Genomic DNA, 25,219 nt, shown 5'->3' on the forward strand with positions numbered 1-25,219 from the left:
ATGGATTTTCGCTATGGCATCCACACAATCGAATTATTCCACAGAGTGTCTAAGAAGGACTTTAACAAGGTGTTTCATAGTCTGAAAAGTTTGAATTCCGGCAGTTTTTATCCGGACACGACATATCATTCCGAGAAAGGTCTGACGAAGTATATCTGCACTTCTTACTGCGGTCAGGGCGTAGTGCTTTATTTGTATCAGCAGGTGCGCAGCAAGAACAAAATAAAGAAAAATCACGCCCCCTTTATACATTTCCGTCTCAATCCGCACACTTTGCTGCACGGAGAATATTCGCCCAAGAAGGTATTCCACGCGGAAGATGAACAGTTGAAATCGCTCGACAAGGAAATGACCAAGCTGCTGCATAAAATCGGTCTGAACTGCGAGTTTGAGCAGCTGACGCTTTCGCGCATTGACTGCTGTCTGGACTACTTCCCCAACTCGCAGGACTGGGTTGACGAGGCGCTGCGTGTCGTTCGCCGCAGTCCATATATGAAGAAATACGAGCTATGTACATTCGATAAAACTTTCTCCAATCATAAGAAAAAGAATGCACATTCGTGGCGGATTTGCTGTAAAACGACCACGTTGACGGTCTATGACAAAACATTTCAGCTGATGGAGGAGGAGTTGCTCGAGGACTACGATGCACCAATGCTGCGATTCGAGGTCTCCCGCTCGGGCGCGAAGTTCAAGCGCGGACTGTCTGAGCAGGTTAAGGGCAGCAACAAGAAAATCCTGAAAACTGTCATGGACGAGTCTGAGGACACCATCCACTCTTATATGGAAATGCTGCACGCAGACCTGCCGTTTGTGCGGTATTCGGACTGCATGGCAAAGGTTGAGACCGTGAAACATGCTTCAACTCGCAAAAATATGTGTCTGCTTGTCAAAAAGCTGTCCGACTGCAAATGTTATGCACAGGCTGTGAAAAACAGCGAGCTGTCCGAAAGCCAGCTCCGCACTGTGCGCAAGCAGTTTGAAAAGCTTGGCATTCAGCCGATTACATTGAAGGATAAATCAGAGATCGAAGAATTGAAATTCGTTCTATAAATCACGAAATCCATGCCTTTTCAATAGAATTGGCATGGGTTTCGATTATCATTTTTGAAACGAAATCACTAACATAAATATAAGATGGCATGAATTGCGGTGAACTGTGATCTGTGCCGTCAAATCTTATATATAAAAGGATGATTTTTATGAAGTATCTGGATTATCGCGGGATGAAAGAGTTTTACACAATCGACGAGGTCTGCCGACTGTTCGAAATCAGCAAGCAGGAGCTCAAACACTACGCGGACAAGTACAGCATTCAGCCGCAGGAGGATCAGTACGGCAACTGGGGATTCCGCAAGGTTCTGGTGCGAAAGCTGCACAATTTTATCTACAAGGAGCAGTATAATCAGCCTCGCACTTCGTCGCAGCCCGATTCGAGGAAGGACCCGTGGGCATGAAAAATGACGAAATTCTGACCGTCAAGGAAACGGCCGTCCTGCTCAAGACAACGCGCCAGCAGGTCCGCAAGATGATCGCAAACGAAGAACTCCCGGCCGTAAAGGTCGGCCGGGAGTGGAGAGTGCTCAAAGCGGGAATTATGGAATTTTTTGAGATGAATCTGTAATTATCTTCTGCTGCAGTATTTACCGGACATATTCAGTGGCAAGCTGCTGGTGCCGTATTCTGTGCAGGATACTACCAGCTGATTGCCCTCCGGACGGATTCGTGCTACGGCGGTAGTAGCTCTCATAGTATCAAAGCGAACTGATTCGTAGTATGTTCCTTTGTTAATCAGTTTAACAGGTTCCAATGTTCCGTTAAAGCGGTATCCCTTGCCTTGTACAATGGTCAAAGACAGATAATAGTCATTGCCGATTTTCTCAATTCCCAGACCACTGTTTGGCCAGTCATTAAAATACCATTCACCGACATAGTTGGCAAGGCTGACAGTTACTGGCTTATCCTTTAATGTAAAGGTTTTACGCTGAGACGGGTCGATGATACGCGCCATGATTGTAGCTACTTCTGCACGGGTAATGCCGTCATCCGGATGGAAAGTGCCGTATGCATCGCTTCCGGTCAGAATACCGGCATTGTACAGCGTGTAAATGCAATCGCGAACCTCTTCGTTTTCTATCGCGTCAATATCTTCGATAGAACCGGATAAAACATGATTCAACTGATTGAATTCACCGGGATCGACTGCAGCATACAGGATGCACGCAAAGTACCATCGCGCTGCGGGAAGGTTTGCAACAAGAACGCCATCGCTGTACGAGTATGCGTTATCATGAGAACCGGTGTCCAGATATTCCTGACTGTATTCCACATACGGCGCAAACCAGGCGCCGTCTACCGGCTGAATTTCATTGCCGTAGTATGCCGCATGAATACGAGAAGCCATAGCGTACAACTCCGCAATGGTAACTTCTTTATTAGGAGAATATGTGGTTGCACTCGAACCATTTACCAAGCCAAGGTTATAAGCTGACTTGACCGAATTGTAGTACCAGGCATTCGTCGGCACATCGGTAAACTGGTTGCTGTACGTACGAGAGGCAGTAAAACCATCCAGCAGGGCACCTGCAGAGGGCATGGCACCCACAGCGACCGTTGCGGCCAGTAATGCGGCGATTAGTTTCTTTTTCATCATTTTACACTCCTTTAATTTTTATAGGCTGCAAGAGATTGCTCGGAAATCGACTCTGTATCCCAGCCAAGCTCCCAGATGGTGAAATGCTGATCATCCAGATTATCCATGTGTACAACAGCATAGCCGTATCCGTCAGAGGTGCTATCCGTAGGGTATGTCTTCTCAAACTGAACATAAAATGTACTGTCATCAATAGAATGGATATTATAAACATTGATGTCATCATCTATATAACCTTGCGATCCGCGAATGATACACTGATCATTACTGTCATAAATGCCCGCTTGAGGAGAAATCGAAGTATCAACATCATAATTTGCCGCCATCCATTGCTCAAACGAAGCGCGGGAAATTTGACATGTGATAACGCCGGTATTCGGGTCGTTCGGCAGTACAGTCATCCATGCTGCCAGTTTTTGCTCTGCTGTGTAATTGGGGTCTATTCCGCTCATGTCATAATTGCCAATACGATCTACAAGCGTGTCCAGCAATGCCTGCTCGTAATTTCTCCAATTCTGGCGGTTCATGATCTGACCCTGCATGGCTATGGATGCGCCAAACTCGTTTTCCTCGTAGATACGATAGGTAATTGCGTTGATCTGTGCTTCGGACAAGGTGCTCATTGCATCGGAAAGCGGAGAATCGACTGCTCGCGTACAGTGTGCATGCTGTACAGAGATATCCCATGCATGGGTATTGCTGCTGGTAATAGTGATATACATTTCATTGTTCTCAAAGTCGAGAATGATTGCTCCTGTATCATCTCGGCTATCTCGATAATAACCATCAGCCTGTGTCTCTGCTTCATTCATGGTAATAGAAACCGGATCAATAGTAATCACGCGGTCTCCTTGACCCCAGATTGCATTTGCAGAAAAACTTAAAACACTGTTTATGTCTTCAAGAGTAAAATTGATGGAAAGGTCCGAATCGCTGTTATCAAGATCAACTGTCCATTTACCGTAATAATCGTTGATGTTTACTGGCGCTTTAACTGGTGTATCGGAAACTGTGTTCTCCGACTCTTCTGCGGCATGACTTTCTTCCCACTCCTGTTTTCGCTCATCCGCCAGTGCTTGCAGCCGTTCAGCTTCGGCCCGTTCGGTTTGCCATGAATGGCCGAAATATGCGCCAACGGCCAAAAGTATTGCAAGCGGAATGCTGAAAACAATAGCTGGAACCTTCATATTTGTTGGCTGATTGTGTTCTGTAAGAGCTACATGTATAGCAGTTTCGTTGATGGTAAGCATCGGTGTACAAGGGGTACAAACGAGATAAAATAGAAATGAGGGGCGATAGAGCGGAAATGTCAGATTTTCCACTCTATCTGAACACGGTCGCTGGTGGCCTTGATTGTAGAAATCAAGCCATCGGCGGCTTTTCTTTTGTCATCAAAATCTATGCTCTCCCAGTTGTCGAGATAATAGGACAGTTTCTTTATCTGCTGGGGCGATATGGTTTCGACGCTCAAATCGGCTATTGCTTTTGAAATGGTCTGACGGCGGGTGTCCAGTTCTTCGATTTTCTTGTTGGCGTAAGCAAGCAAGGTCGCATTGGCTCCGGTCAGCGTGTCCAGCAGTTTTTCAATTTCTGCCTCCACCTGTGCCAGCTCTACTTGATAGGCTGTCAGCTTCGGATTGACCTTTTCCTCTTTGCCGTGGAGTATCTGAAAATCTTTGAACTTCTCTTGCATGGCCGAGAAAATAAATTGCTCAAATTCTTCTTTGCGGATTTTCCCGCAGCCCGGACAACCTTTGTTTTCCGTCCGTTTGGTGCAGCGGAAATAGCCTGTGCTGTTTGGTACATGGGTGGCTTTCAGCGCATACCCACAATGCCCGCATTTGATTTTTCCGGCCAGCCAGGTGTTTTTCGGTTTCCGCCCCTGCTGGAAGGTGGTATTTGCCATGAGCTTTTTCCGGCATTTCAGCCATGTGTCCGAGGGGATCAATGCTTCATGGGGAGCGATAACAAGTATCTGGTCTTTTAGGCACCTGTCCTTGTCCTCCTTCACATCCCGCCCCTGATAGAGATAACAGCCGTTTGTTCCGGCAAAATCGGAAGCGTCATTGACAATCGCTGCGCCCTGGCTCTTGAAAAACTCGTACAGTTCCAAGTCGGCCTGTGCGTAAACAGGGTTCCGTAAAAGCTGGGAAAGGAAACTCCGAACCATTGACTTTTCGTAAATCTTGATACCCTGTTCCTCAAAGTAGCGGGTAATGTCTCCGAAAGAGGTTTCCGGCTCGGCGTACATCTCAAACATCAGCCGTACATGGTCGGCGGCTACGGGGTCAGCAACCATCTTTTTTGTACGGATACCCTCTACCACGGTGGGCTCCAACTGATAGCCGTATGGAGCCTGCCCGCTCATGTGAAAGCCTTTCAGGCACCGGGAATAGTAGGCGTCCGTGACGCGCTTCTGGATTGTCTCACGTTCAAGCTGGGCGAATACAATGCAGATATTCAGCATGGCCCGTCCCATCGGGGTCGAGGTATCAAACTTTTCCGTAGATGATACAAACTCTACATCGTACTCTTGAAACAGCTCCATCATATTTGCAAAGTCCAGAATAGAGCGGCTTATCCGGTCCAGCTTGTACACGATGACCCGCCGAACCTTTCCCTTGCGGATCTCGCCCAGCAGCTTTTGAAACTCCGGCCTGTCGGTATTCTTGCCGGAATAGCCTTTGTCCTTAAATACCCGGCAGCTCCCACCTTTCAATTCGTACTTGCAGAAGTCAATCTGACTTTCAATGCTGATACTGTCCTTGCGGTCTACTGACTGTCTCGCATAAATGCAATCTTCTCTGATAAATTCCATATTGGGCTCCTTTCCTTGTTGGAATGGAGCTACCAACCTTACAACTATATTATACTATCAGCAGCCCCGGACAACAATGTTGCGAATGGTTAGTGAAACCTGTCCCCGTACTTACTGAACACCTCATAAAGACGGCGTTCAATTTCTTTTTTGCGCTGTTCCTTCTCCTTCGGGGAAAGTACCGGCGTGAGGCTTTCCAGCACAATAGTTTTCCCTTGAAAGGGTACAGACTTTGTTTCTCGTTGATATGTGACGGCCTGTGTCATTGGAAACCTCCTTTTCAGAATGGGTGTACTTGCCAGCGTTTCCCTCTTGTCCTGTGGGGAAATGTCAAAAGACGGCACCCGCAGGTGCCGCCCTTTGAGCTTTCTCCACTTCGGGCCGATGTGGCCCGAGGTCAGTACGGACTGGAGTGGAACTTCTGTTTGGCGTCCTCCACGCTGTTGAGATCAAAGACTTCATAAAGCTGTCCCACAACACGACGAATATCCTTCTTTGAAAAGCCGCAGTCCTCCATTGCCATGATGACATAGCCGCGGCAGGCGTCGTTGCTCCATTCATCCGGCTCAAAACCGGGAAACATCCCAAACGCATTTTCCATAAGAAACTCCTTTGAGAAAAAGATGGGGAGCCCGCCGGATTGGTTGGCCTATCATCAGACAGCATTGCCGGCGGGCTCCCCACAGGTTTTTACTACATTACAGACACACCGGACGGGCATAGGCTTTCTGCCCCATAGTATTTCAACTCTCCCCATTCTGATGGCAAGGCGTTCTCATTGCCTGCGACGGCTCACGGCTTGCAAGGCCGCTTCAACGCTCGGACTGTGACTAAACGCAAGTATCCGGGTCATGTGCCTGTTCCGGTGGAGCCAGCCTTGCCCCACCTATGGCATGAGCCTGATCGCTCGCTCTGTTTTATAGAGACTGTATTCTCCAAAAGCAGAGGTTATGGCGGGCCTGTCACACAGCGCATTTCCCTTCGTATCCGGGTGCCTTTTTATTCAGTTTTCGATTTGCATGAGGGCTTGTCCGAACCTCGGGCCACCTTGACCCGAAGTGTTTTGCCTCTCATAAGCCATTTCATTTTTTGGCCTAAATCGGTACACCTCACAGAGATTTTTTCAAAATTTTTTCCAAGTGCCGCAGCCCTCGCTCGATTGCTACACGGACTACTTTCTCATGCACCCCTTCTGCCCGGGCAATATCCTGTTTCGTCATGCCAAGAATAAAGTGGGCGTAAATCCGTTTTGCCTGTTTATCCGGCAACCGGGAAATGGCGGCATGGAGTTCCTGCATAGTCACTTTGCGCTCGTACAGCTCATGCGGAGAAAGGGCAACGAAAAGAGCCTCATGCTCAATACCGTCGTTCCGGTCAAGAGAGTAATATGCCTTGTGCCGGAATGTACGTAGACGGTAAGCCGCTTCTTTGTGGTCGAACTCGGAAAACAAATCGGCCACTTCGTCAGTCACTTCAACAAAACAATCCTGTGTATAATGAGGGTAAATATCCCGCAGATTGATAATTTTCATAAATACCTCCGTTTCGGGTGTTCGGGTTGACGGGTAGCCGAAACGAAGGTGGTGGAGAGCGACACCGAGGTATGACCTCGGGCCAACATGGCCCGAAGTCATAGCCAGGAAAACAAAAAGTACCCGGACGGCACATAGCCGTACAGGTACATGAAATCACATTATCTGTCAGGTCAAGACAAATTTCGCATACAGTGCCGTAACATCCCTGTTCAAAAGTAGGGGTTTTTTTGACAGGTCATACCCTGTCAAAAATCGTCGCTTACAAATAAAAACCACGGCGGCACCTCCACACAGGCCGCCGTAATTTCTTACACCTTAGTCGTCATCTCCTTCCAAGGGGCTAAAGAAACGGCGGCTTTCAAAAGCCGCCGTAAATGTAAATAGGCATGAAAATTTTATGCTGAACGACGGCTTTTTTTCTTTTGCCGTCGTCCGGCAGCAGTTAGTTTTCGATTTTTTTCTTATGGGAAAAGACAATCAATCCAACCAGAAACATCACAATAAGGCAAAGTACAACGCTGATACATCCGCCGATGGTAGCCGGTACAGGGGCTTCATAGTAAGTAGATTTATCCGAGAAGAACATGGACACACGATATGCGAAGCTGCCCGGAATGATAAAGCCACTTTCTGAACCGATAAACAGGCAGGATGCAAAGCCATATATAACCCCTACAACGCTTGTTACAATGATATTGCGGCTCAAGTTGATAACGATTGCCCCTAAACAGGTAGTTATCAAAACGACAACACCAGCTTCAATTCCAAACCCGATTGCCAGATTGAGGAACAAGGAAATACCTCCGGGCAACCTGCCAGCTCCATTGAGTACCATCACAAGCAGGCCAAATGCGATAAATAAGACAGCCGCGAAGCCGATACCGATAACGATGCTGACAGCGACTTTCGATAGAAAGAGCTTCTTCTTTGAAAAACCGTAGGTAATCCAGTTGATGTAAGTTTTGTTCTTGTATTCCTGATAAAACAGCGAACCAATCAAAATGAAGATCACCATTGGGAAGAACATGGAAAACTGGTTATTCATAAAGAAGAACAGGTCAGCAAGCGATTTTGTGCTGTCGTTAAAAACTGCTCCTGCTCCGCCGGTAATGATGGGAAGAAGCGACAACAGCAGAAGAAATACCATAAACCATTCCCGCTTCAACTTGTAAAACTCGTTTTTAATCAACATTCCCATTATGCTTCCTCCCTCTGGCCGGAAGTCATAATATCCTCATACAGTGCTTCCAGTTCCTTTTCGTTATAATCGTTTTCTACAATCTTGATGATTTTTCCGCCACGAATGAAAATAAGAACATCCGTGACGGCGGCAATCTCCGTCAGATTATGGCTTGATACCAAAATACAGTGTTGGGGCGATTTCAGGCGTTCTTTCAGAAGCAGCCGGATTTCCTTTATCCCCATCGGATCAAGGCCATTGGTAGGTTCGTCCAGCAGCAAATATTGAACATTGCCTAAAAAGGCGCGGGCAATTCCCAGCCGTTGGCGCATCCCCAAAGAAAGTTGAGAGAACAGCTTTTTCCGGGCGTCCAGCAGGTTTACTTGTTTGAGCGCCGCTTCAATGTTTGGCTGTTTCAGACCTAAATACTGCGCGTGGAGCTTCAAATTTTCCTCTACGGTGAGCCGGGGGTAAAAAGCTGGGTATTCAATCAAACTTCCAAAACATCTACTGGAAACGGGTTGTCCATCCGAGAGGATTTCTCCCGAAAAGGCGGTCAGGCCCAGCATGGACTTAAACAGTGTTGTTTTACCGGCCCCGTTCGGCCCCAGAACACCATAGATTTTTCCTTGCTCTAAAGTCAGGTTGATGTTGGACAGCAAGGCAGTATTTCCAACATTCAGATTTACATTTTTGATTTCCAGCATGAAATTCCTCCGTTATTGAAAAAAGATGAAAAACAAAAAGGCCACAGCATAAATCAAAAATGAAATCCCGATGGGCTTTGATCTCTGTTTTAGCCCTTTTAGGCCATCGCTCAATATGCCATTCAAGGCCATGAGCAGGCACACTGCCAAAGCGATGAGTGAAATTACTAAAGCTACCTTAACCATTGTTTGTACCTCCTATGGCTCATACTTTACCAAAGAGGTTTAGGATTTGTTTGAGAAAAGTCTAAGGAAAGTCTAAGGATGAAAAAAGAGCTGCCGAAGCAGCCCTTTAGAAATTGACAATGGGAAACACGATTTGAATTGCAAAGATACCGTTTTGCAGAGAAGCCGAGATTTGCCCGCCCATACGGGTCACAAGTCTTTGAGCGATTGCCAGCCCCAGCCCGGTTGTCTTTTTTGTCCGTGACTGGTCGGTGGTGTAAAAACGGTCAAACAAATGGGGAATATCTTCCTGCTGAATACTGCTCGACGCATTTTTAACGGTTATGACCGTTTGAGCTTCTTCTAACGCTGCGGTGATCTGATAATTTCCCTCCCCGTGAACAAGCGCATTATAAACCACATTTGAGAAGATCCGGGCTAAGGCATCTGGATCGCCCCAAATGATAGCCGGTGAATTTGGGATGACGATATGGGGGACGCATTTTTTCTGTTCAAAATCGCCATAGTATGAGGCGACAACATCCCGAAGTACACTGTGTATATCTGTATTCCTGCAATTCAATTTCAGCTCGTCGGCCTCAATCCTTGCAAATTCAAACAGTTGGTCGAGAAGCAGTTTTACAGCGGAAATTCGTTCTCCCGCAATCGTTACATATTCTTTTTGCTCCCCGGTTAAATCCTGTTCCTGTAAGAGCTGGATATAGCCGTTTGCTGTTGCCAGCGGCGTTCGCAAGTCGTGGGACAGACTGGTGATAGTATCCCGGAACAGGGTATCGCTCCTTTCGATTTCCTGACCCATGCTGCGATATTTTTTCAGAAGATGATTGATACTTGTAGCCAGATCCTGTATTGGCCTATCCGTTTTTTCCACCATGATTTCTGTTTGCGTATCCCGGTCTGTCAAAAAATCAATCTGCTTTTTGATTTTCCGAACCAGCCTCCGCTGATAAATCAGTTTCAGGAACAAAAACAGGGAAAGCATTGCCAGCAAGATACATAACACAATCATGCGGCCATCACCGCCTTTCCAAACCGCGCAAATCCAGCCTTTGAAACAAGGAGAACGAAACGGCTGTCGGTAAAAACAAATATACTACCAGCGTAATCAAAATGGGCATTAAATTCTCCCCAAAGGTATTGATCTGCAAGCTATGGGAAAGCCCTACCACCCAATACTTGTAGAGCGAATAATCCATATCCAATGCTGTGCTTATCTTTGTGAGGTATAGATACAAAACCCCCAGCAGAAAAAATGCGGCAATCGTGACAATTATCCGATGCCGGAGCAGGTAACTTAGCAGATTGAGAAATGCGGTGTACCCTAAAAAGCACAGACATTGAAGCAGAAAAAAGGCTCCGATTGCAGAAAACGAATAGTCTATGTCATACCGGGATGCTCCCATTATCAAAATGGACAAATATGCAACACCAAAACATACAAACAGAAAAAACAAAACGCCAATCCATGAGGCCAGTAGTTTTCCAAAAAATAGATGTACTCTGCTTGTTCCTTTAGAAAGTGCGATACTGTATGTGCCGGTATGAAAATCTTCTGTAAAGTACAGGCACAAAAAAAGCGTCAACGGAAAGATCAGGCTGTAATCTGAAAATAGAAACTCCGTGAACGAAACCAGTGATATAGCCGGAAGCATACCGTTTACCGAATTATGATAAAATGTCAGGGCAAGCGCAAAGACAAAAAAAGCAGCCAGTGCGAGGCAGGCCCAAAACAGGCGATTTTTGCGGATACGGAATAACTCACTTTGTATCGTCTGGATCACTCTTTGCACCTCCTGTCATTTTCAAAAGATAGTCGGTCGGCTCCATACCGGCAAGCCAGATTTCCGATACCTCTATCCCGGAATGAACCAGCAGCGTATTGATTTCCCCGGATTGCTCATTGCAATGAAAAATTCTAATCAGGTCATGGCCCAACACTTCAAAATCCGGGAACCGCTGGCTTAAAATCGTAATAGCCCGTTCTAATTGCGGGGTTCTTATCTTTATGCACCGCTGGCAGCTCTCTTTCAATTCCCCAGCCGTAAGCTCACAAAGCAGCTTGCCATCTGCCATCACGCCATATTGGGATGCAAGCCGGGAAAGCAGCGTATAATCTTGTCCAGAGATTAGAAGCGTGGTATGGTTCATTTCATGCAGATAGGTCAGAACAGAAAGCAGGTGTTCACATTCTCCCTTATCCAGCCCGGAAAAAGGGTCGTCCAGAATTATCATATCTGGATTTCCCAAAAGGGCAACCGCTAAATTCACTAAACGCTGGATCGATAAGGGTAATCGCCGTACAGCCTTTTTTTCTTTCGGGTTCAGATGCAATATATCTAAAAAACGGCTTTCTGTGCTTCCGAAAGCAGAAGAAAAATAGTGCAGCATATCAGCCGGTGACAGAGAGCCGATTGTCACAGGCTTTTGGGGTACAAATCCAATCCGGCGGCGCTCCTGCTGATAGTCTATATTGCCAAATAATTTGAGCGTACCAGATTGAGGTCGGAGTGTGCCAATAATGGCCTGCAACAGTACAGATTTTCCTGCGTTATGACCGCCATACAGTGCATAGATTTCTCCACGCATTACCTGAAATGTGATATTTTTAATCCCGTTTCCGTCCGGGAAAACATAGGTCAACCCGGCTGTTTCCAAAGCAGCCTCCAAATAATCATCCCCTTTCCATATCGTCTTATTGTAGCAGATCGGCGTGCAAACTTTATAAGATTTCTCTAAGGATTAGCCCTGCATTTTGAAACCGAGGCCCCAAACCGTCTGAATATACTTTTCCTCTGGATTGACTTTGGCAAACTTCTTGCGGAGATTTCCAATATGGACATTGATTGCGTTATCGTCCCCGATAAAGTTTTCATTCCACACGCTTTCAAAAATATTGTTCTTTGTGAATACCTTTGAGGGTGCGGACATCAAAAGCTGTAAAATCAGATATTCATACCGTGTCAAAGCAATGGGGGTATTCCCGATTTTAGCCTCCATAGCTTCTGTATCAAGGGACAAATCCTTAAAATGAAGCATCTTGCCATTATTGGGGCCGGTGGATTTTTGAAAGCGCCGCAGCACCGCTTCAATCCGAACCAGCAGCTCTTGATTGTCGAATGGCTTTGTGATGTAATCATCTGCGCCGTTTCGTATGAGGTTCACTTTGCTGTCTATATCCGTTTTAGCGGACACACCGATAATCGGAATATCCATCGCACTTTTTATCTTCTCCAATACTGTTTCTCCCGGTATGCCGGGCAGCATCAGATCAAGTAAAATTAAGTCAAAAGTGCCTTTCTCCATCAACAGAAGCGCCTCGCTCCCCGAGTAGGCAGAAGTTACATAATAGCCGTGTTGGGTGAGAAGTCGCTTTGTCATGTCGTTGAGTGGCACGTCATCTTCGATGATTAAAATACTAAAAATTTTTTCCATGTCTATGCTCCTTGCCAATCGGTTTTCCTTTCCGACATAATCTATAAATCAATTATCAGATGTCTCTATTATAATTCCTGGTCTGAAATAGGACAAGGGCGAACCTCCCCTCTGACGGGAAATAAAATATCACCTCATATCAAATTTCACTTCATTTTCATAATTCAACCCGAAATGTACAATGATATAGGGTGATATGAAAATGTACCAAGATGAAAGAAGGTTTGACTTTCATGGGCTCGGTCTGGCACTGAAACAGGCCAGAGAGGCAAAGGGCTGGACGCAAGCCTATGTTGCGGAATTGGTCGGCAAGACTGACAAAACCATTATGAACATTGAGAACAAAGGCCAGCACCCCAGCTTCAACCTGTTTTTTAAGCTCGTCACGCTGTTCGATATATCCGTAGACCAGTTTTTCTATACGGAGGGCAACCGTGGCGGAGACAGTTGCCGGAAACACATTGATGTACTTTTAGACTCCATGAACGAAAAAGAGCTTGTTGTCATGGAGGCTACAGCCGAAGGGCTCAAGAAAGCCAGAGAAACGGAGGTTCGCAAGTAAGAGCCTCTGTTTTTTTGCGCCATTTTCGGGGGTGTCGCTAAATGGCAAGCAATGCCTCCGTGGCCACAAAGGCCCGGACGCTGCTTGTTGGGGCTCGCCCCAAACCCGTATCTTCGGGCCAACATGGCCCGAAGTATTTGCGTCGCTTTGCTCCTTGTTTTCATAACCTCAACGCTCCTTTTCCTGCTTTCTGCCCGGCTCGGTGTAGCCCAGCAGAGTATCAATATTTGCCTTGATGGTGACGATTTCCTGCATATCCCGGCGCGCTTTCTGATACTCTCCATAAAGGCGCTTTTTCTTTGCCGTGAGCTTACGGCCTTCCTCCTTCAGCGCATCCATTTTCGGGAGCTTCGCCCCGCCCAGCAGACGGCGCATTTCCGCCTGTGCCGCCCGGTACAGTTCAATATCGGCCTCATGCTCCGCAAGGAATTTCCGGCTGTACTTGGCAGCCTTGTACTGCTCAAAGACCGGGCGTGTTTTGGCATACTGAACCGTTGCGGCCTTTAGCCCGGCATTGGTTTTCATGGCCTGCTCTGTCTGCTTGATCTGCTCGGAAAGCGCATGGAAATGGTCGGTTGCCTCGGTGGCTTTCTGCGCCAACTGCTCATAATCAGTCAGGCTGTTGTCCTGTATATAGGCGAGGGCGGCGGCCATCTGCTTGATGTTGAACACCTTCGCCCACCGCTCGTAGCCCGGTCCCTTACCGGCAGCCAGCTTTGCTTGAATATCCACCGCCAGACTGATTTTTCGCTCCGGGCGTCCGGGGCGTTTTTCTTTGCCCTCAATGGCGGCAAGAACATCTTTCAGATCGTAGCCGTCCCCCAGCGTAGAGGCCCGCAGACGGGTAAAGCGTTCCTGTCCCTGGCCGGTCAGCCGGAAGCTGATACCACCGCCCCGAACCTTCTTGACTTCATATCCGGCCCGCTTCATCAGGCCGAGAAATTCGTCCAGATCGGCGGGGCGCTCCGCCAGCGCAGTATCAATGGCAAAGCGCAGCCGGTCCTGATACGAAAGCGGCCCTTTCCGTTCTTTCTGCCACTCCCCATAGTTCCGGTATTTTCCCTTGCTCCGGGGCTTCGGGTTCTCTACAATAGACAGCCCGTTTTCAAGGCACAGTCTGTCGGAGAGCCGACGGAGGGCGAAGCTGGAGCCCCAGAAGTTTCGGAATTTCCGAGTACAGTCAAGGGTGGTGGAGTTGTAATATATATGACAATGGATGTGCTGCTTGTCGGTATGCGTGGTAACGATAAAAGCGTGCCGCCCCTTCGTCCAGCGCATAGCCAGCTCATAGCCGATACGGTTCGCCTCCTTCGGGGTGATCTCTCCCGGATAAAAGGACTGTCGTATTTGATAGCACAGCACATCATTGGCCTTTTTCTGTTCCCGGCCTGTCATGGCGGCATAGCTGGCTTTCGCCAAAAGAAACTCGTCCGCCACGGTGGCAGGGTCGCACTCATAAGCGGAGATATACTTTCCGCTTTCTGTTTTTTCCGGGTTTTTACCATAGTCCAGACAATCCCGGATGGCCTCGGCAATCGTTTCGCCTTCGCCCGCATGGCGCTGCAACAAAGTTGTGGTAGCCAGAAATCATCCCTCCCTTCTATGAAAAAAGGGCGGCCCGTCCAGACCGCCCCGACTTCGGGCCAACATGGCCCGAGGCTGTTTAACTTGCCAGAAACCGATACAGAGCGGATTTGCCTCCGTCCAGCGCCCAAAGCAGAGAACCAGCCGCCGCTTGCAGCCCATACGGCGAAAGGAGGAAGGCGAGGAACAGAAATACAATCCCGCCGATGGGGGTCGGCGTGAAAAAGAGGGCGATACCCAGCACCGCCAGGATCACGGAGGCAATCGTCAGCAGGAAGGCGCAAATATCAAACAAAAACACCAGCAGAGCCGCCAGAAGGGACAGCGCCAGAGCGAAGGGCGCGACTAATATTTTCAGCAGTATCTTCATCATCAAAACCTCCTTTATTCTTTCTATCTCTATTTTATCATGCCAGCCCGGGGACATAAATGTTGCGAAAGATTAGTGAATCCTGTCCCGGAGCTTCGGGTCAACATGGCCCGAAGTGGTAAAAAAAGAACAGGGCGGCAAGCCCCACACAACGGAAGCCTGCCGCCCTCGTCTTACTTTGCCACCAGCTCGGAGAGCTCCCGCAGCACCTTTGACACCTCGCCCCACAGTTTTTCATAGTCCCGCTTCAATCCGTCGATTTCCTCCGGGTACACGCCGTAGGTATGCGCGTGTACGGCGACCTGATTGAGATTGTTGGAACAGCGCCTTTGCAGAGAGATCAATTCTTTTATGGGCGCAAGGTCAACGTGCAGGATATACCCGTTCAGAGCCATCTTCCGCACATAAGCCCCGGCATTGGAAATGCCCGCTTCGGCCATCCGTTCATGGATGGCTGCCAGCTCGTCCGGCGTTACCATGACGTGCAGATGGACATTCCGCTTGCGGTTCTCCATCAGCGTTCCAGCTCCCGGCCCTTTCTGCGCTCTTTGGGCTCCTTCACTTTATCCAGCGGTTTTACGTCCAGCTCCGGGGGTGCAGGCGGGATGGGTGTGTTGTTGGGTACGCCGTCGATCATGTTGCAGTTCTGCTCCGTGGAGAGCTCGGCGGTTTTCAGATAGTTGTCTTTTTCGTGCATGGCAATCCTCCTTTATCGTTCCTCATGGTTTTTATGGTCCCGCTTCTGGCTGGGTTCCTTCGGAGGTTCCTGCCCTCTGGCTCCATCCTTGAGCCGGGCGGTAATGGATGGGCGCGCCCGGTCAGGATTGCCCGGTGCGGGTTTCAGCTCATAGTCCTCCATCTGTTTTTCGGTCAGCGGCTTTGCATAGGTTAGTTCACCCCATGCCATCAGCCTGCCATTTGCCACAGGACGCCGCCTGTCGTCATCGTAGTTGACGATGGAAAGCGGAAGGTTATCCGGGGGCTTCGGGTAGGTGCCTATGTCCACAGGGCGCTGGGTGGAATAGTAGCGGTAAACGCCATCCGGGCCCAGCTCCGTATTTTTGACTGCTGCATGGTAAAGGTGCTGATAATCGTCCACCCGGCGGTCAAAATCCTTCTGCGCCCATTCCAGACTGTTTCCATAGCGACCCCAGTAGTAATCCCGCTGGCCCTTTTCGCCTTCGGTAAACTGCCAGGTCACAAAGGGGCTCGGCGCGCCCGGGTTATGCCCCAGCGCAAAACCGTGTCCGCTGTCAAAGGTGGTGGCTTTCAAAATGGCATAGCCTTGTACGATCTCCAAGAGATACCTCCTTTCTGAACCTCGGGCCAACATGGCCCGAAGTGTGGTATGTTACGAAATGAGGGAGTAAACCGGGGCGGGATGGGTTGCAGTATTCCCGCCCCGGAAACGCCCTCAAAAAAGCCCGGAATATCAAGCCTTTCGGGGCGGCAAATCGTAACCGCCGCCCGGCCTTTTCTCCCGCATTTTCCTCATGCGTTCCCGACTTTTCCGGCGGTTTCCTTCGGCCTTGCAGGCGTCGGAACAGTAGGCTTGACGGCCTTCGGGTAAAAATGCCCGCCCGCAGACCGCACAGGCCCGAAGCTCCGGGGAGCCGCCTTCCACGGTCAGCGCCGCAAGAAGCTCCGGGTCGAGGGGCAAGACGGCCTCCCGGAAATACCGGCAGTAAGCGCCCGTCCAGCATTTGTGCAGCATATAGCAGCCACAGTCCAGCGGCAGGCACAGGCCCGTTTCCCGGTCATAGTTGGCGCACATCCCCGTGACAAGGGAACGGATTTTCTTCTTCTCGTCACGGGTCAGCTCCCGGGCGTCCATTCAGGACTTCGGGCCACGATGGCCCGAAGGTCGGGGCTCCACGATCAGCGTCCGGAATTTCTTCCGGCACTGTTTTTTCCTGCCTTTGCACTCCTTGTAGTAGCGGCATCCGGTACAAGGGTCATCGCTGCCCCGGCCCGGCCACGGCACTTCCTTCATCATTCGCTCAAAGGGGCTGTTGGTAAAATTCACTGGCGGGCCTCCTGTTCTTCCGTGTCCTCGTCCCACGGAGGGGTATCCTCGTCCTCGGGTTCCTCTGCGATTTCCTCCGGCCCTTCGTCCTCATATTCGCAGTAGTCGTCCTCCAAGTCCGGCGCTTCGTGCTTCGGCTTGTAAATCTTGAAGTAATAACCGGCACCGCCGCCGATCAGCACCACCGCCCCGATCAGGAGCAGCGAAAGAAGTGGGCTGTCTGTTTTTGCGGCCTCGGGTTCGGGTTCCGGCTCGGTCACTTCCTCCACGGGTTCGGTGGGCTCCGGCTCCGGTTCGGGGGTCACTTCCTCGGCTGGTTCCTCGCCCTGTTCGGCAAGAGGCAGAAGGTCATCCACGGTTACAGCGTTGAGGAAATAGACGTTTTCGCTGGTTTTCTGCTTGTCGATCACCAGATAGAAAACACTCTCGTCTGCGGTGGTAATGGTGTAGAACTCTTTGCCGTCCTCGTCGGTGGCGTTGTCCACCACCGTTCCCGTTCCATCCGGGGTAAAGGGGTTCTGGGTTTCCGGCTCCGCCTCGGTTTCCACCGGGGCGGGAGTGGCCTCGGGCTGCGGCTCATTGCTCTGGGCGTAAGCCGGGACCGTAAAGATCAGGCAACACAAAAGGCTGGCAGTCATCACCGCCAGCCTGCGAAATTTAGTTTTCTTCATGGGCCGTGTCCTCCTTTTCGGGTGCCTCCGGCTTCGGGCCATTGTGGCCCGAAGCGGCAAGGCTGTTTTTGGGGTCGTTCAGAAATGCCATCAGCTCGGCGGGGGTCAGTTTGAGAGAGCGCACCGCCTGCACGATCTGGCTGTTTTCTTCCTCCTGTTTCTGCTTTTCCAGTTCCCGGATTTTGGCCTGCCACTCGGCGGCCTTCTCCCGGGCCTTTTCCAGCTCCTTATCGAGCTTGTCGATCTTGTTCATGCAAGGGCTCCTTTCTTCTGGCTCACAAGCGCCCGAAGGCGTAGAAATGTGTCTGCCAGTAGCTTGAATTGATATTTGCGTATTGGATGGGAGAACCACAATGGAGCATCATCCCGTCGCCCACATAAATCCCCACATGGGACACAGGGCCGGGGCTGTCATAGGTTCCCGTGAAAAAGATAATGTCGCCCGGCTTTGCCTCGGAGGGGGAAATGATGGCGCACTGGTTGTAAATGCCCTGCGCCGTGGTACGGGGAAGGTTGTGGACGCCGCTGGCCGTGTACACCCAGCAGACAAAGCCCGAACAGTCAAAAGAGGTGGACGGGCTGGAGCCGCCCCACACATAAGGCCAGCCGATGTACTTTGTCGCCTCCGCCATGAGCGCCGCAAAGGCCGGGTCATCCAGCGCCTCGCCGGGTATCTCATAGCTGGGGCCGGTGTCCTCGCCGCCGGTATAAATCCCTTCACAAATAAGGCTTGTTGCCTTTGAGCTGCTGCATAACGGTGTAGATTTCCCGCTGCTGTTCATCCAGCCTCGGCAGGATCACGGCAGGCAGCGTTTTATTGGTGAGGGTCACATTGAGGATGTAATACTCATAGGGGACTTCCTCGGTGGTGGTTTCTCCGGTTTCCGGGTCGGTGCTGGTTTCGGTACGGTATCGTATCTCGATTTCCTCCGTCAAGGTCAGCTCATACTGCGCCTCGAAGATCTCCCGCAGCTCGTCCTGCACCTGCTCCCGGAAATAAACATGGTACTTTGCCGAGAGATAGGACGCCAACTCATAGGGGTTGTGGCCGATCTCGTCCACGGAATAGCGGTACTCGTCATAGCCGGGATGGGTGCTTTCGATGTTCGCCACCGTCTGCGCCAGCTCATTTTCCAGCGCCGTGTAGTCCTCGTCCACGCCAAGCAGGTCGGCGTCCTCCGAAGCATAGGAAGTGCCGGACACCGCATTGGCAAGGCCGCTGCCAAGCGTGGGAAAGATGGAGCTTACCGCCGACAGGAGATAGCAGACCAGCAGCAACAGCACCAAAACCAAAACCGCCACAGGGTGACGGGTCACAAACTGCGCCGCCCGCCGGGTCACATTCCCCGAAGCGGCAGCGGCTTTCTTTGCGGCCTTTGCGCTCTGTTTTGCCGCCGCCTTTGCCTCTTTGGAATACCGGCGTTTCAGTTTCCACTTCTGCTGTATCCGGGACAGCGGATTGCTGGCAAGCTCCGGGTGTTCGGCGGCCATCTTCTGAAAATCCACATTGGCCCGGGCTTTTATGTCCTTCCGTTCCCACTTTGCCACCTTCCGGGCCGGGTGTTCCCGCCAGCGCCGTTTGGCATACCGGGTCAGTTTCCGGGTCCCGGCCTCGGCGGTCAGCTCGGATTTATGCGCTCCTTCCACGCCCACATTTTCATGCTCGACTTCGTGGATTTTGTTGTGGAGATAAAACCATGCCTCGGTGCGGGCTCCCCGGACGGCTTTCTTTGCAAGCCCCGGCGGCTTCTGCGCCGCCCGTTTCGCCTCGACCTTATCCAGCTTCTCCCGGGCCTTTCCCAGTTTTTCCCCGGCGCGCTCCGCTTTGGCCTGCGCCTTCTGGTACTTGTCCTTTTTACTCCCGGCTTTCTCGGCGGAGCCCTCCGGCTCCTGCGCCTTGCCGGTATCCTGCGGATCGCCCCTGTCATCCTCCTGCCTCATGCGGTCAGAAGGGCGGGCTTTCCGGCTGTCCTCTTGAAACTTGCCGCTTTTGGACTTCGGGCCATCATGGCCCGAAGCGCCGGTCTGCCCGGTATCCTCGTCCTCAAACCGCAGGCGTCGGGACGGTGCGGGGGAAGGCCCTTCCCGGTCAGCCGGTCCGGGGCGAGTGCTCCCGGTATCCTCCAGCGGCCCCGGCCTTTGAAAATTCCGTTTATCCGGTTTCTTTCCGATGAGGTATCCCTCCTTTCCAAACCTCGGGCCAGCATGGCCCGAAGTATGTTACGCCCGCTTCATTTCCTGTTTCTTGTCCTCCGGGCGGGTTGTCATAATGGCGTACAGCTCGGTATTCTGCGGGAAGCGGTCAACAAACGGGATGGTGGTGTTCCCGAAGAACAACAGCCCTTCGCCGGAATTGGTGTGGGTCACATAGGAAAGCTGGTGGGGGCTGATACCAAGCTGTTTGGCTAAAATCTGCCTGTCGCCCTGCGCCTGCGAGAGCAGCACAAGGAAGTCCGAATTTTCAAAGATGTTCTCGATCTCCGGGCTGGCAAGGAAGTCCTTCACATTTTGCGTTAAGGCGCTGGGTACGCAGCCCTTCTTACGGAGCATTTTCCAGATCGCCACACAGTAGCTTGCCGTCAGCCGGTCACGGAGCAGCACATGGAACTCGTCGAAGTAACACCATGTAGCGATACCGCGCAGGAAATTCATGGACACCTGCGAATTGACAAGGTCCTGCATAATGAGCATGGCAATCGTCCGAAGCCCGGCCCCCAGCTTTTTCAGGTCGAGGCACACAAGGCGGCGGTTCAGGTCCACATTGGTTTCATGGTTGAACACGTTGAGAGAGCCCGACACATAGATTTCAAGGGCCGTTGCCAGCCGTACCGCCTCGCCCTCGGGCTGGGAACAGAGCAGGTCATAGAGGGTTTGGAGGGTCGGCATTTTCGCCGTCTCCGGGTTCTGTAAATGCTCCCGGTACATCTGGCGCACACAGCGGTCAATGACGGTCCGCTCCACCGGCTGCAAGCCGTCCTTTCCGCCGACGATCAGTTCCATCAGCGACAGGATAAAGTCGGCTTTCAGCGCCATCGGGTTTTCCTCGTCGAAGCTCAAATCAATGTCCATCGGGTTAATGTGGTGCGGGCTGTCCGGGGCGATCTCGATGACCTGCCCGCCCAGCCGCTTGATAAGGGGCGAGTATTCGCCCATCGGGTCCACCACGATAATCCGGTCACGGGTGGCAAGGAACACGTTCACAAGCTCCCGCTTTGCGGCAAAGGATTTGCCGGAGCCCGGTACGCCGAGGAACAGGCCGTTGGGGTTTTTGAGCTTCTTCCGGTTCGCCATGATGACGTTATGGGAAAGGGCGTTGAGCCCGTAATAGACAGCCTCGCCGTCCATGCGGAGCTCCTGCGTCATAAAGGGAACAAAAATAGCCGTGGAGCTGGTGGTCATGCCGCGCTTGATCTCAATGCCGTTATGGCCCAGCGGCAGGCTGGAAAGAAAACCGTCCTCCTGCTGGAAGTCCAGCCGCTTCAAGGTGCAGTTGTATTTCTGAACGATACCCGACACCGTGAACAGGTCATTGTCCAGCTCCCGACGGGTCGGAGCCATGTTCACCACAAGGAAGGTCAGCAGGAACATTCGCTCGTTCCTGCTCTGCAAATCTTCCAAGAGGGTCTTTGCGTCGTTGCTGTACGTCACAAGGTCGGGCGGGAGTATGTCCATGTCGTACCCGGCCCGGGCGGCCTTCTTCTGTTCCTCCACCTTCATCTTGTCAATATCGGAGACTTTGGCCTTGATGGATTTCACGGCGGCGGCCTGATCGACGGTCTGGATATGGAGCGTGATCGTCATTTCCGCATCCATTTCCAAAAGCTCCGCCAGCAGCTTGTCCGAGAGCTCCGAGGCCAAAATCTGCAAATAGGAGGCAGCGCCCCAGGTCGTCCCCACCCGGAACAGGCGGCTGAAACGGAAGTCGAAGCTGTCCGGGGCGATAAAGTCCTTTGTGGAAAGGCCGGTCTGGGGTATCATATCCCACGAAAACCGGAAAGGGTCGGTGCCGCCGGGGTGGAGCTGCCCGTGAAGAAGCTCCAGCCGTTCCAGCCCCGAGAGGGAGCGGCACTTGACACCCAGCTTTTTGAAGTTGCCGCAAATGTCCGCCTCCACACGCTCCAGCCTCGCCCTTGCGGTGGAGAGGTCGTCCACATTCACACCGAAGGTCAGGAGCTTTGTGCGGACAATGCCGTTGTTGCTTTTGGCGATCTGGTTCTCCAGCATTTCCACATACTCACGCCGGACGCTGTTGTAGTCGTCCTCCTGCATGGGGATGTTGACGCTGTACCGGCTGCCCGGGCGGCTCCGGTGGTTGAGGAAAGAAAGCTGAAACGGCAAGGAGCTGTCAAAGTAGTTCAGACAGGCGCTCCACCCGTCAAAGATGGCCGCCTGATCTTCGGTCTGGGCGAGCTGGTAGTTGATGTCCTCATATTCAATGGTTTTGGTGTAATAGCGGTCCTCCACCCGGCACACCCCATCCCGGTACATTTCCCGGTAAGGGAGTGTCTGCTGGGCGGTGGTGGGAATGTCCTTTCCCTTTGTGAACAGGCCGAGAAGGCCCGTCTTGTCAGGCTTTTTGCCTGCGGGCTTTCCGGCCCTTCTGTTGTTTTGCAATCGGCTGCGCCTCCTTTCTGGCACCAAGCAGCGCATAGAAGTTTTCGGTTTTGTAAGGCCGCACCCGGGGATAGAGGAACCGGGTGCGGATGATGTTTTTCAGCACCTTTTCCAGCGGCAGGCCGTCCCGCTCATACATGGCGAAAAAGAAGAACGGGAGCATGAGGCCGATCATCAGGAACATGGCGGCGCTGTTTCCGATACTGCCACGGGAAAACAGGTAGGCCGGAAGGCCCACCGCCGCCGCGCCGGAAAAACAAATAAGCTGGCGCTTCGTGAGATTGAAGGCCAGCTTTGTCTTGATTTTGGACAGGTCTTTGGGTACTGGCACATAGGCCATTTCGTTACACCTCCTTTGCCGCTTCGGGCCAACATGGCCCGAAGCTACCTTGCGGCCTCTTTGGCCGGGGCTGTGCTGCGGGCGGCTTCGGCGGCCTCCCGTCCGCTCTGCCTTGCCCGCCAGTATTCGGGATTGTATTGCCGGATGGACTGATTGAGGTTTTCTTCAAACCGCTCTTTGTCCTTGATACGGTCGGGGATCTTCCAGAGCTTTTTGTCCAGCAGCTCCCGGAGCACCACACTTTCCTGTGCGTCCTCCTCATAGCAGATATAGCCCTTGTCCTTGAAACCGCATTTTTTCGCCGCCGGAGAGAGGATGGCGGCCACCTCGTTTGCAACCATCGTTCCGCCGTGGCTGGCGGTGGATACCAAAAACACGCCCGGACAGAGAGCTTCACAGCTCTGCACCTCTCCCCACGGGGAGCTCCGGGGCGCATGGAACATCCCGCTCGTCCGGCCTCGGTCCGCCTGCATGAGCGCCGCCTTTTCCAAGATGGCCTTCAGCTCCGGGGAAAAGTAGGCGTATTCCCGCAGGACACGGGCGGCGTCCCCGCCGCAGGCGTTCATCAACAGGGTATAGGCGTCGCTGTCCGCTTTGGTACAGCGGCCCAGCAGCTTGCCGTCATAGTAGCAGGCCGCGTCATAGCCCGTTCGTTTGCGTGGCATGGGTTTCGCCTCCTTTCCGCTTCGGGCCAGCATGGCCCGAGGTCAACGCTCCGCACCACGGCTGGGCTTTTCCTTCGGGGGCCGTTCCGCTTTTGCCTGTTCGGCAGCCGCTTTCCCGGCCTTGAGCTGTTCGCTGATGGACGCACGCCCGGCAGAGCCGCGCTCCGCCATCTGTTCCAGCTTTACTTCATAGGCTTGCAGAACAGCGGTGTTGAGCTGTTCCCGGAACTCCTTCGTGACGGGATAGGCCATATCCCGATAGCCGCCCTTGCCGTCCGGCTGGCTGGGCATCCCCACGAAAAGGCCCTTGCTGCCCTGCACGATTTTCAGATTTTCCACTACAAAGCAGTCGTTGAATTTCACGCTGGCAAAGCCCATCAGGTTTTTCACAGGTTCGATGACCCGCACGCTTACATCCAGCTTCAACGGTGCGGCGGGGGTGGCGTCCGCAACCTTTTCCTGCATGGTTTCCTCCTTTCCGGCGGGAACAAGGTTCCCGTCCTTGTAGTCATAGCCTTCCGCCCGGAGTGCCGCCAGCGTGTCCGCCGATACGCAGCCGGACAGTTTCAGATCGGTTTCCACCATAAAGCGCATGGTGTCTGTTTTAGAAAATTCCTCGGGGAGCTTTCCGTAGAAAGCCGGGTGCGGCTGTCCGTCCGCGCCCTGTTTGTAGCGCCGGGGCATACCGCCTCCTTTCCGCTTCGGGCCAACATGGCCCGAAGTCTCTTAGTGGCAGCCGAAGATGGATTTTGCAAGGCTGCCCGTTTTGAACAGGGTAAAACACAGCAGCACCGTATAGCCCACACAGCCCCAGATCGCCCCGATGGGGTCGCCGTCGGTGGCGATACTCTGGATAAGCACCGCATAAATGGCGACACAGACCAAAATCAGCAAGCCTTGAAAGCCTACCGCAAAGAGGGAACGGAAATAGTTCTGCCCCATGTGTCCGGTTTCCCGGTTGGGGACGGTGGCAAACGGGATGGGTGCCAAACTTGTGAGTAAGTAAATTTCAATCATACGGCCATATACGATAACGAAGATCACGATGTTTAAGGCAATCATGGTAAGTTGAATCAGGAATGACTGGAGCCAGAGGCCAAACAGGGGGCCTAACTCCATTGCCTCCAGCTCGGTCCGCAGACTGTCCATTACATCCGTTGTGATCTCTGTCCCGTTCTGGATAATGCCCGCCGATTGCTGGATGACGTGCTGGCTCACGTCAAAGACGGCCAGCACGATATTGAAGGTATTCGTCAGGATCATTACCGCCACAAAGGTTTTGAACACCCACTTGAAAAACATCCATGTGTCAACGTCATGGAGGTTGTTGCGGTCAATGAGCATTTGTATCAGCTCATAGGTCATTACAAAAGTGAGGATGACCCCGGCGATTGGCAGAATGGCGGTTTCAGAGATTTGCCGTATCATGGAAAAGACCCCGGCGTTCCAGTCCGCCGGGGTCGTGCCTACCTGTGTGGCGATCTCGCCAACGCTCTGATTGACGTTATTGAAAAGGCCATCCAGATTTCCCATGATACCATCGACAAGCAAACCTTTGAGCCATTCAACGATTGCGTCGATGATAAAGTCCATACATCAGCTCCTTTTCTGGAAAAAGGGACAACGGGTAAGGGTTAGCTGAACAGGCCGGACAGCAGAGGGATAAGCTGCATACCGATCAGGACGACACCGCCGCCCGCCATGAGCTGTTTTATCCCCAATTAGGTGTAAAACTCTGCTCGATGGCGGGCGGCGGCGTACAAAAAATCTATATGGTGTTTTTAAGAGAACCGTCCCGGCGGGACAGGTCAGGCAGTGACCTGTTCCACCTCCGGGATGGGTTTGAGATTAAAATGAATTTCGATAGAAATGTGTC

31 protein-coding genes and 2 pseudogenes are annotated in these 25,219 nt (G+C 51.7%); 4 read left to right on the plus strand and 29 right to left on the minus strand.

Annotation, left to right across the window (positions count from 1 at the left end; genetic code table 11):
* From C7386_RS10760 to C7386_RS10770, 3 genes are all read left to right on the plus strand, one after another.
* The gene (locus C7386_RS10760; protein ID WP_116705529.1) at positions 1-1,053 is read left to right on the plus strand and encodes a hypothetical protein; all 1,053 of its coding nucleotides are present in this window, start codon (positions 1-3) and stop codon (positions 1,051-1,053) included.
* 149 nt (positions 1,054-1,202) lie between these two features.
* Entirely contained in the window at positions 1,203-1,457 is a 255-nt protein-coding gene (locus C7386_RS10765; protein WP_116705530.1) for a MerR family transcriptional regulator, read from the plus strand.
* Positions 1,454-1,624 carry a helix-turn-helix domain-containing protein gene (locus C7386_RS10770; protein WP_116705531.1) on the plus strand — a complete coding sequence of 57 codons (171 nt, stop codon included), beginning with the start codon at positions 1,454-1,456 and terminating at the stop codon, positions 1,622-1,624. The genes C7386_RS10765 and C7386_RS10770 overlap by 4 nt, the downstream gene beginning before the upstream one ends.
* On the opposite strand, the gene C7386_RS10775 is transcribed toward C7386_RS10770, so the two are convergent.
* The 13 genes from C7386_RS10775 to C7386_RS10830 all read right to left on the minus strand — a co-directional run bounded on the left by C7386_RS10775 (position 1,625) and on the right by C7386_RS10830 (position 12,511).
* Positions 1,625-2,653: an S-layer homology domain-containing protein gene (locus tag C7386_RS10775; RefSeq protein ID WP_116705532.1), complete on the minus strand. Its 1,029-nt coding sequence runs from the start codon at positions 2,651-2,653 to the stop codon at positions 1,625-1,627.
* 11 nt (positions 2,654-2,664) lie between these two features.
* Positions 2,665-3,975, minus strand: a complete 1,311-nt coding sequence (locus tag C7386_RS10780) for a hypothetical protein (protein ID WP_133241596.1) — start codon at positions 3,973-3,975, stop codon at positions 2,665-2,667.
* Positions 3,963-5,471, minus strand: a complete 1,509-nt coding sequence (locus C7386_RS10785) for a recombinase family protein (protein ID WP_116705534.1) — start codon at positions 5,469-5,471, stop codon at positions 3,963-3,965. Before C7386_RS10785 ends, C7386_RS10780 begins: the two co-directional genes overlap by 13 nt.
* A gap of 89 nt (positions 5,472-5,560) precedes the next feature.
* Positions 5,561-5,737, minus strand: a complete 177-nt coding sequence (locus C7386_RS13490; protein ID WP_021419834.1) for a hypothetical protein — start codon at positions 5,735-5,737, stop codon at positions 5,561-5,563.
* Positions 5,738-5,868: 131 nt separating this feature from the next.
* Positions 5,869-6,072, minus strand: a complete 204-nt coding sequence (locus C7386_RS10790; protein WP_021419835.1) for a hypothetical protein — start codon at positions 6,070-6,072, stop codon at positions 5,869-5,871.
* 508 nt (positions 6,073-6,580) lie between these two features.
* The gene (locus tag C7386_RS10795; RefSeq protein ID WP_116705535.1) at positions 6,581-7,003 is read right to left on the minus strand and encodes an RNA polymerase sigma factor; all 423 of its coding nucleotides are present in this window, start codon (positions 7,001-7,003) and stop codon (positions 6,581-6,583) included.
* 445 nt (positions 7,004-7,448) lie between these two features.
* Complete coding sequence (locus C7386_RS10800) at positions 7,449-8,204, minus strand: ABC transporter permease (protein ID WP_116705536.1); 756 nt, start codon at positions 8,202-8,204, stop codon at positions 7,449-7,451.
* The gene (locus C7386_RS10805; protein WP_116705537.1) at positions 8,204-8,893 is read right to left on the minus strand and encodes an ABC transporter ATP-binding protein; all 690 of its coding nucleotides are present in this window, start codon (positions 8,891-8,893) and stop codon (positions 8,204-8,206) included. The genes C7386_RS10800 and C7386_RS10805 overlap by 1 nt, the downstream gene beginning before the upstream one ends.
* A gap of 12 nt (positions 8,894-8,905) precedes the next feature.
* Positions 8,906-9,079: a receptor gene (locus C7386_RS10810; RefSeq protein ID WP_116705538.1), complete on the minus strand. Its 174-nt coding sequence runs from the start codon at positions 9,077-9,079 to the stop codon at positions 8,906-8,908.
* Between the two features lie 106 nt (positions 9,080-9,185).
* Positions 9,186-10,061, minus strand: a complete 876-nt coding sequence (locus C7386_RS10815; protein WP_318261296.1) for a sensor histidine kinase — start codon at positions 10,059-10,061, stop codon at positions 9,186-9,188.
* A 34-nt stretch (positions 10,062-10,095) separates the two neighbouring features.
* On the minus strand, positions 10,096-10,860 hold the full coding sequence (locus C7386_RS10820) for an ABC transporter permease (protein ID WP_116705540.1): 765 nt from the start codon (positions 10,858-10,860) through the stop codon (positions 10,096-10,098).
* Entirely contained in the window at positions 10,838-11,746 is a 909-nt protein-coding gene (locus C7386_RS10825) for an ATP-binding cassette domain-containing protein (protein WP_242956069.1), read from the minus strand. Before C7386_RS10825 ends, C7386_RS10820 begins: the two co-directional genes overlap by 23 nt.
* A 72-nt stretch (positions 11,747-11,818) precedes the next feature.
* The gene (locus C7386_RS10830) at positions 11,819-12,511 is read right to left on the minus strand and encodes a response regulator transcription factor (RefSeq protein ID WP_116705541.1); all 693 of its coding nucleotides are present in this window, start codon (positions 12,509-12,511) and stop codon (positions 11,819-11,821) included.
* A gap of 196 nt (positions 12,512-12,707) precedes the next feature.
* Here C7386_RS10830 and C7386_RS10835 point away from each other — a divergent pair, with 196 nt between their 5' ends.
* The gene (locus tag C7386_RS10835; protein ID WP_207655872.1) at positions 12,708-13,073 is read left to right on the plus strand and encodes a helix-turn-helix domain-containing protein; all 366 of its coding nucleotides are present in this window, start codon (positions 12,708-12,710) and stop codon (positions 13,071-13,073) included.
* Positions 13,074-13,241: 168 nt separating this feature from the next.
* Here the strand turns inward: C7386_RS10835 and C7386_RS10840 are convergent, their stop codons facing one another.
* From C7386_RS10840 to C7386_RS10920, 16 genes and pseudogenes are all read right to left on the minus strand, one after another.
* Positions 13,242-14,642 (minus strand): relaxase/mobilization nuclease domain-containing protein, encoded by a 1,401-nt coding sequence (locus tag C7386_RS10840; RefSeq protein ID WP_437124099.1) that lies wholly within the window; start codon positions 14,640-14,642, stop codon positions 13,242-13,244.
* Positions 14,643-14,736: 94 nt separating this feature from the next.
* A complete protein-coding gene (locus C7386_RS10845; protein ID WP_021419844.1) occupies positions 14,737-15,030 on the minus strand; it encodes a CD1845 family protein in 294 nt (97 codons plus the stop codon).
* Between the two features lie 170 nt (positions 15,031-15,200).
* Entirely contained in the window at positions 15,201-15,542 is a 342-nt protein-coding gene (locus tag C7386_RS10850; protein ID WP_021419845.1) for a plasmid mobilization protein, read from the minus strand.
* Positions 15,542-15,724, minus strand: coding sequence for a DUF4316 domain-containing protein (locus C7386_RS10855; protein ID WP_087216223.1), 183 nt, complete (start codon positions 15,722-15,724; stop codon positions 15,542-15,544). Before C7386_RS10855 ends, C7386_RS10850 begins: the two co-directional genes overlap by 1 nt.
* A 12-nt stretch (positions 15,725-15,736) precedes the next feature.
* Positions 15,737-16,327 (minus strand): defense against restriction DarA-related protein, encoded by a 591-nt coding sequence (locus C7386_RS10860; RefSeq protein WP_318261293.1) that lies wholly within the window; start codon positions 16,325-16,327, stop codon positions 15,737-15,739.
* Between the two features lie 132 nt (positions 16,328-16,459).
* Complete coding sequence (locus C7386_RS10865) at positions 16,460-16,861, minus strand: cysteine-rich VLP domain-containing protein (protein ID WP_116705545.1); 402 nt, start codon at positions 16,859-16,861, stop codon at positions 16,460-16,462.
* Positions 16,862-17,053 carry a hypothetical protein gene (locus C7386_RS10870; protein ID WP_116705546.1) on the minus strand — a complete coding sequence of 64 codons (192 nt, stop codon included), beginning with the start codon at positions 17,051-17,053 and terminating at the stop codon, positions 16,862-16,864.
* On the minus strand, positions 17,050-17,724 hold the full coding sequence (locus C7386_RS10875) for a DUF4366 domain-containing protein (protein WP_116705547.1): 675 nt from the start codon (positions 17,722-17,724) through the stop codon (positions 17,050-17,052). Before C7386_RS10875 ends, C7386_RS10870 begins: the two co-directional genes overlap by 4 nt.
* The gene (locus C7386_RS10880; RefSeq protein ID WP_006574806.1) at positions 17,711-17,977 is read right to left on the minus strand and encodes a DUF4315 family protein; all 267 of its coding nucleotides are present in this window, start codon (positions 17,975-17,977) and stop codon (positions 17,711-17,713) included. The genes C7386_RS10875 and C7386_RS10880 overlap by 14 nt, the downstream gene beginning before the upstream one ends.
* Positions 17,978-17,999: 22 nt before the next feature.
* Positions 18,000-19,665, minus strand: a pseudogene (locus C7386_RS10885) (C40 family peptidase).
* Between the two features lie 279 nt (positions 19,666-19,944).
* Positions 19,945-22,374 carry a VirB4-like conjugal transfer ATPase, CD1110 family gene (locus tag C7386_RS10895; protein ID WP_437124100.1) on the minus strand — a complete coding sequence of 810 codons (2,430 nt, stop codon included), beginning with the start codon at positions 22,372-22,374 and terminating at the stop codon, positions 19,945-19,947.
* Complete coding sequence (locus C7386_RS10900; protein WP_021419855.1) at positions 22,292-22,678, minus strand: PrgI family protein; 387 nt, start codon at positions 22,676-22,678, stop codon at positions 22,292-22,294. Before C7386_RS10900 ends, C7386_RS10895 begins: the two co-directional genes overlap by 83 nt.
* 44 nt (positions 22,679-22,722) lie before the next feature.
* The gene (locus tag C7386_RS10905; RefSeq protein ID WP_367575349.1) at positions 22,723-23,343 is read right to left on the minus strand and encodes a DUF7007 domain-containing protein; all 621 of its coding nucleotides are present in this window, start codon (positions 23,341-23,343) and stop codon (positions 22,723-22,725) included.
* 42 nt (positions 23,344-23,385) lie between these two features.
* Complete coding sequence (locus tag C7386_RS10910; RefSeq protein ID WP_158096794.1) at positions 23,386-24,027, minus strand: septation protein SpoVG family protein; 642 nt, start codon at positions 24,025-24,027, stop codon at positions 23,386-23,388.
* Positions 24,028-24,069: 42 nt separating this feature from the next.
* Positions 24,070-24,936 carry a VirB6/TrbL-like conjugal transfer protein, CD1112 family gene (locus tag C7386_RS10915; RefSeq protein WP_087216255.1) on the minus strand — a complete coding sequence of 289 codons (867 nt, stop codon included), beginning with the start codon at positions 24,934-24,936 and terminating at the stop codon, positions 24,070-24,072.
* Positions 24,937-24,977: 41 nt separating this feature from the next.
* Positions 24,978-25,061: pseudogene (locus C7386_RS10920) on the minus strand (Maff2 family mobile element protein); the annotation flags it as partial.
* Positions 25,062-25,219 lie beyond the last annotated feature (158 nt).

Source organism: Agathobaculum butyriciproducens, from assembly GCA_003096535.1.
GTDB classification, from domain to species: Bacteria; Bacillota; Clostridia; order Oscillospirales; family Butyricicoccaceae; genus Agathobaculum; species Agathobaculum butyriciproducens.

Coding starts and splice junctions, on each gene's coding strand:
- C7386_RS10775 (WP_116705532.1), bottom strand. CDS start 2,653: ATGATGAAAAAGAAACTAATCGCCGCATTACTGGCCGCAACGGTCGCT.
- C7386_RS10900 (WP_021419855.1), bottom strand. CDS start 22,678: ATGGCCTATGTGCCAGTACCCAAAGACCTGTCCAAAATCAAGACAAAG.
- C7386_RS10905 (WP_367575349.1), bottom strand. CDS start 23,343: ATGCCACGCAAACGAACGGGCTATGACGCGGCCTGCTACTATGACGGC.
- C7386_RS10915 (WP_087216255.1), bottom strand. CDS start 24,936: ATGGACTTTATCATCGACGCAATCGTTGAATGGCTCAAAGGTTTGCTT.
- C7386_RS10790 (WP_021419835.1), bottom strand. CDS start 6,072: ATGGAAAATGCGTTTGGGATGTTTCCCGGTTTTGAGCCGGATGAATGG.
- C7386_RS10785 (WP_116705534.1), bottom strand. CDS start 5,471: ATGGAATTTATCAGAGAAGATTGCATTTATGCGAGACAGTCAGTAGAC.
- C7386_RS10815 (WP_318261296.1), bottom strand. CDS start 10,061: ATGCTTTCCCTGTTTTTGTTCCTGAAACTGATTTATCAGCGGAGGCTG.
- C7386_RS10895 (WP_437124100.1), bottom strand. CDS start 22,374: ATGCGCTGCTTGGTGCCAGAAAGGAGGCGCAGCCGATTGCAAAACAAC.
- C7386_RS13490 (WP_021419834.1), bottom strand. CDS start 5,737: ATGACACAGGCCGTCACATATCAACGAGAAACAAAGTCTGTACCCTTT.
- C7386_RS10760 (WP_116705529.1), top strand. CDS start 1: ATGGATTTTCGCTATGGCATCCACACAATCGAATTATTCCACAGAGTG.
- C7386_RS10795 (WP_116705535.1), bottom strand. CDS start 7,003: ATGAAAATTATCAATCTGCGGGATATTTACCCTCATTATACACAGGAT.
- C7386_RS10835 (WP_207655872.1), top strand. CDS start 12,708: ATGAAAATGTACCAAGATGAAAGAAGGTTTGACTTTCATGGGCTCGGT.
- C7386_RS10770 (WP_116705531.1), top strand. CDS start 1,454: ATGAAAAATGACGAAATTCTGACCGTCAAGGAAACGGCCGTCCTGCTC.
- C7386_RS10810 (WP_116705538.1), bottom strand. CDS start 9,079: ATGGTTAAGGTAGCTTTAGTAATTTCACTCATCGCTTTGGCAGTGTGC.
- C7386_RS10910 (WP_158096794.1), bottom strand. CDS start 24,027: ATGCCCCGGCGCTACAAACAGGGCGCGGACGGACAGCCGCACCCGGCT.
- C7386_RS10805 (WP_116705537.1), bottom strand. CDS start 8,893: ATGCTGGAAATCAAAAATGTAAATCTGAATGTTGGAAATACTGCCTTG.
- C7386_RS10830 (WP_116705541.1), bottom strand. CDS start 12,511: ATGGAAAAAATTTTTAGTATTTTAATCATCGAAGATGACGTGCCACTC.
- C7386_RS10875 (WP_116705547.1), bottom strand. CDS start 17,724: ATGAAGAAAACTAAATTTCGCAGGCTGGCGGTGATGACTGCCAGCCTT.
- C7386_RS10765 (WP_116705530.1), top strand. CDS start 1,203: ATGAAGTATCTGGATTATCGCGGGATGAAAGAGTTTTACACAATCGAC.
- C7386_RS10865 (WP_116705545.1), bottom strand. CDS start 16,861: ATGGACGCCCGGGAGCTGACCCGTGACGAGAAGAAGAAAATCCGTTCC.
- C7386_RS10850 (WP_021419845.1), bottom strand. CDS start 15,542: ATGGAGAACCGCAAGCGGAATGTCCATCTGCACGTCATGGTAACGCCG.
- C7386_RS10855 (WP_087216223.1), bottom strand. CDS start 15,724: ATGCACGAAAAAGACAACTATCTGAAAACCGCCGAGCTCTCCACGGAG.
- C7386_RS10845 (WP_021419844.1), bottom strand. CDS start 15,030: ATGATGAAGATACTGCTGAAAATATTAGTCGCGCCCTTCGCTCTGGCG.
- C7386_RS10880 (WP_006574806.1), bottom strand. CDS start 17,977: ATGAACAAGATCGACAAGCTCGATAAGGAGCTGGAAAAGGCCCGGGAG.
- C7386_RS10800 (WP_116705536.1), bottom strand. CDS start 8,204: ATGGGAATGTTGATTAAAAACGAGTTTTACAAGTTGAAGCGGGAATGG.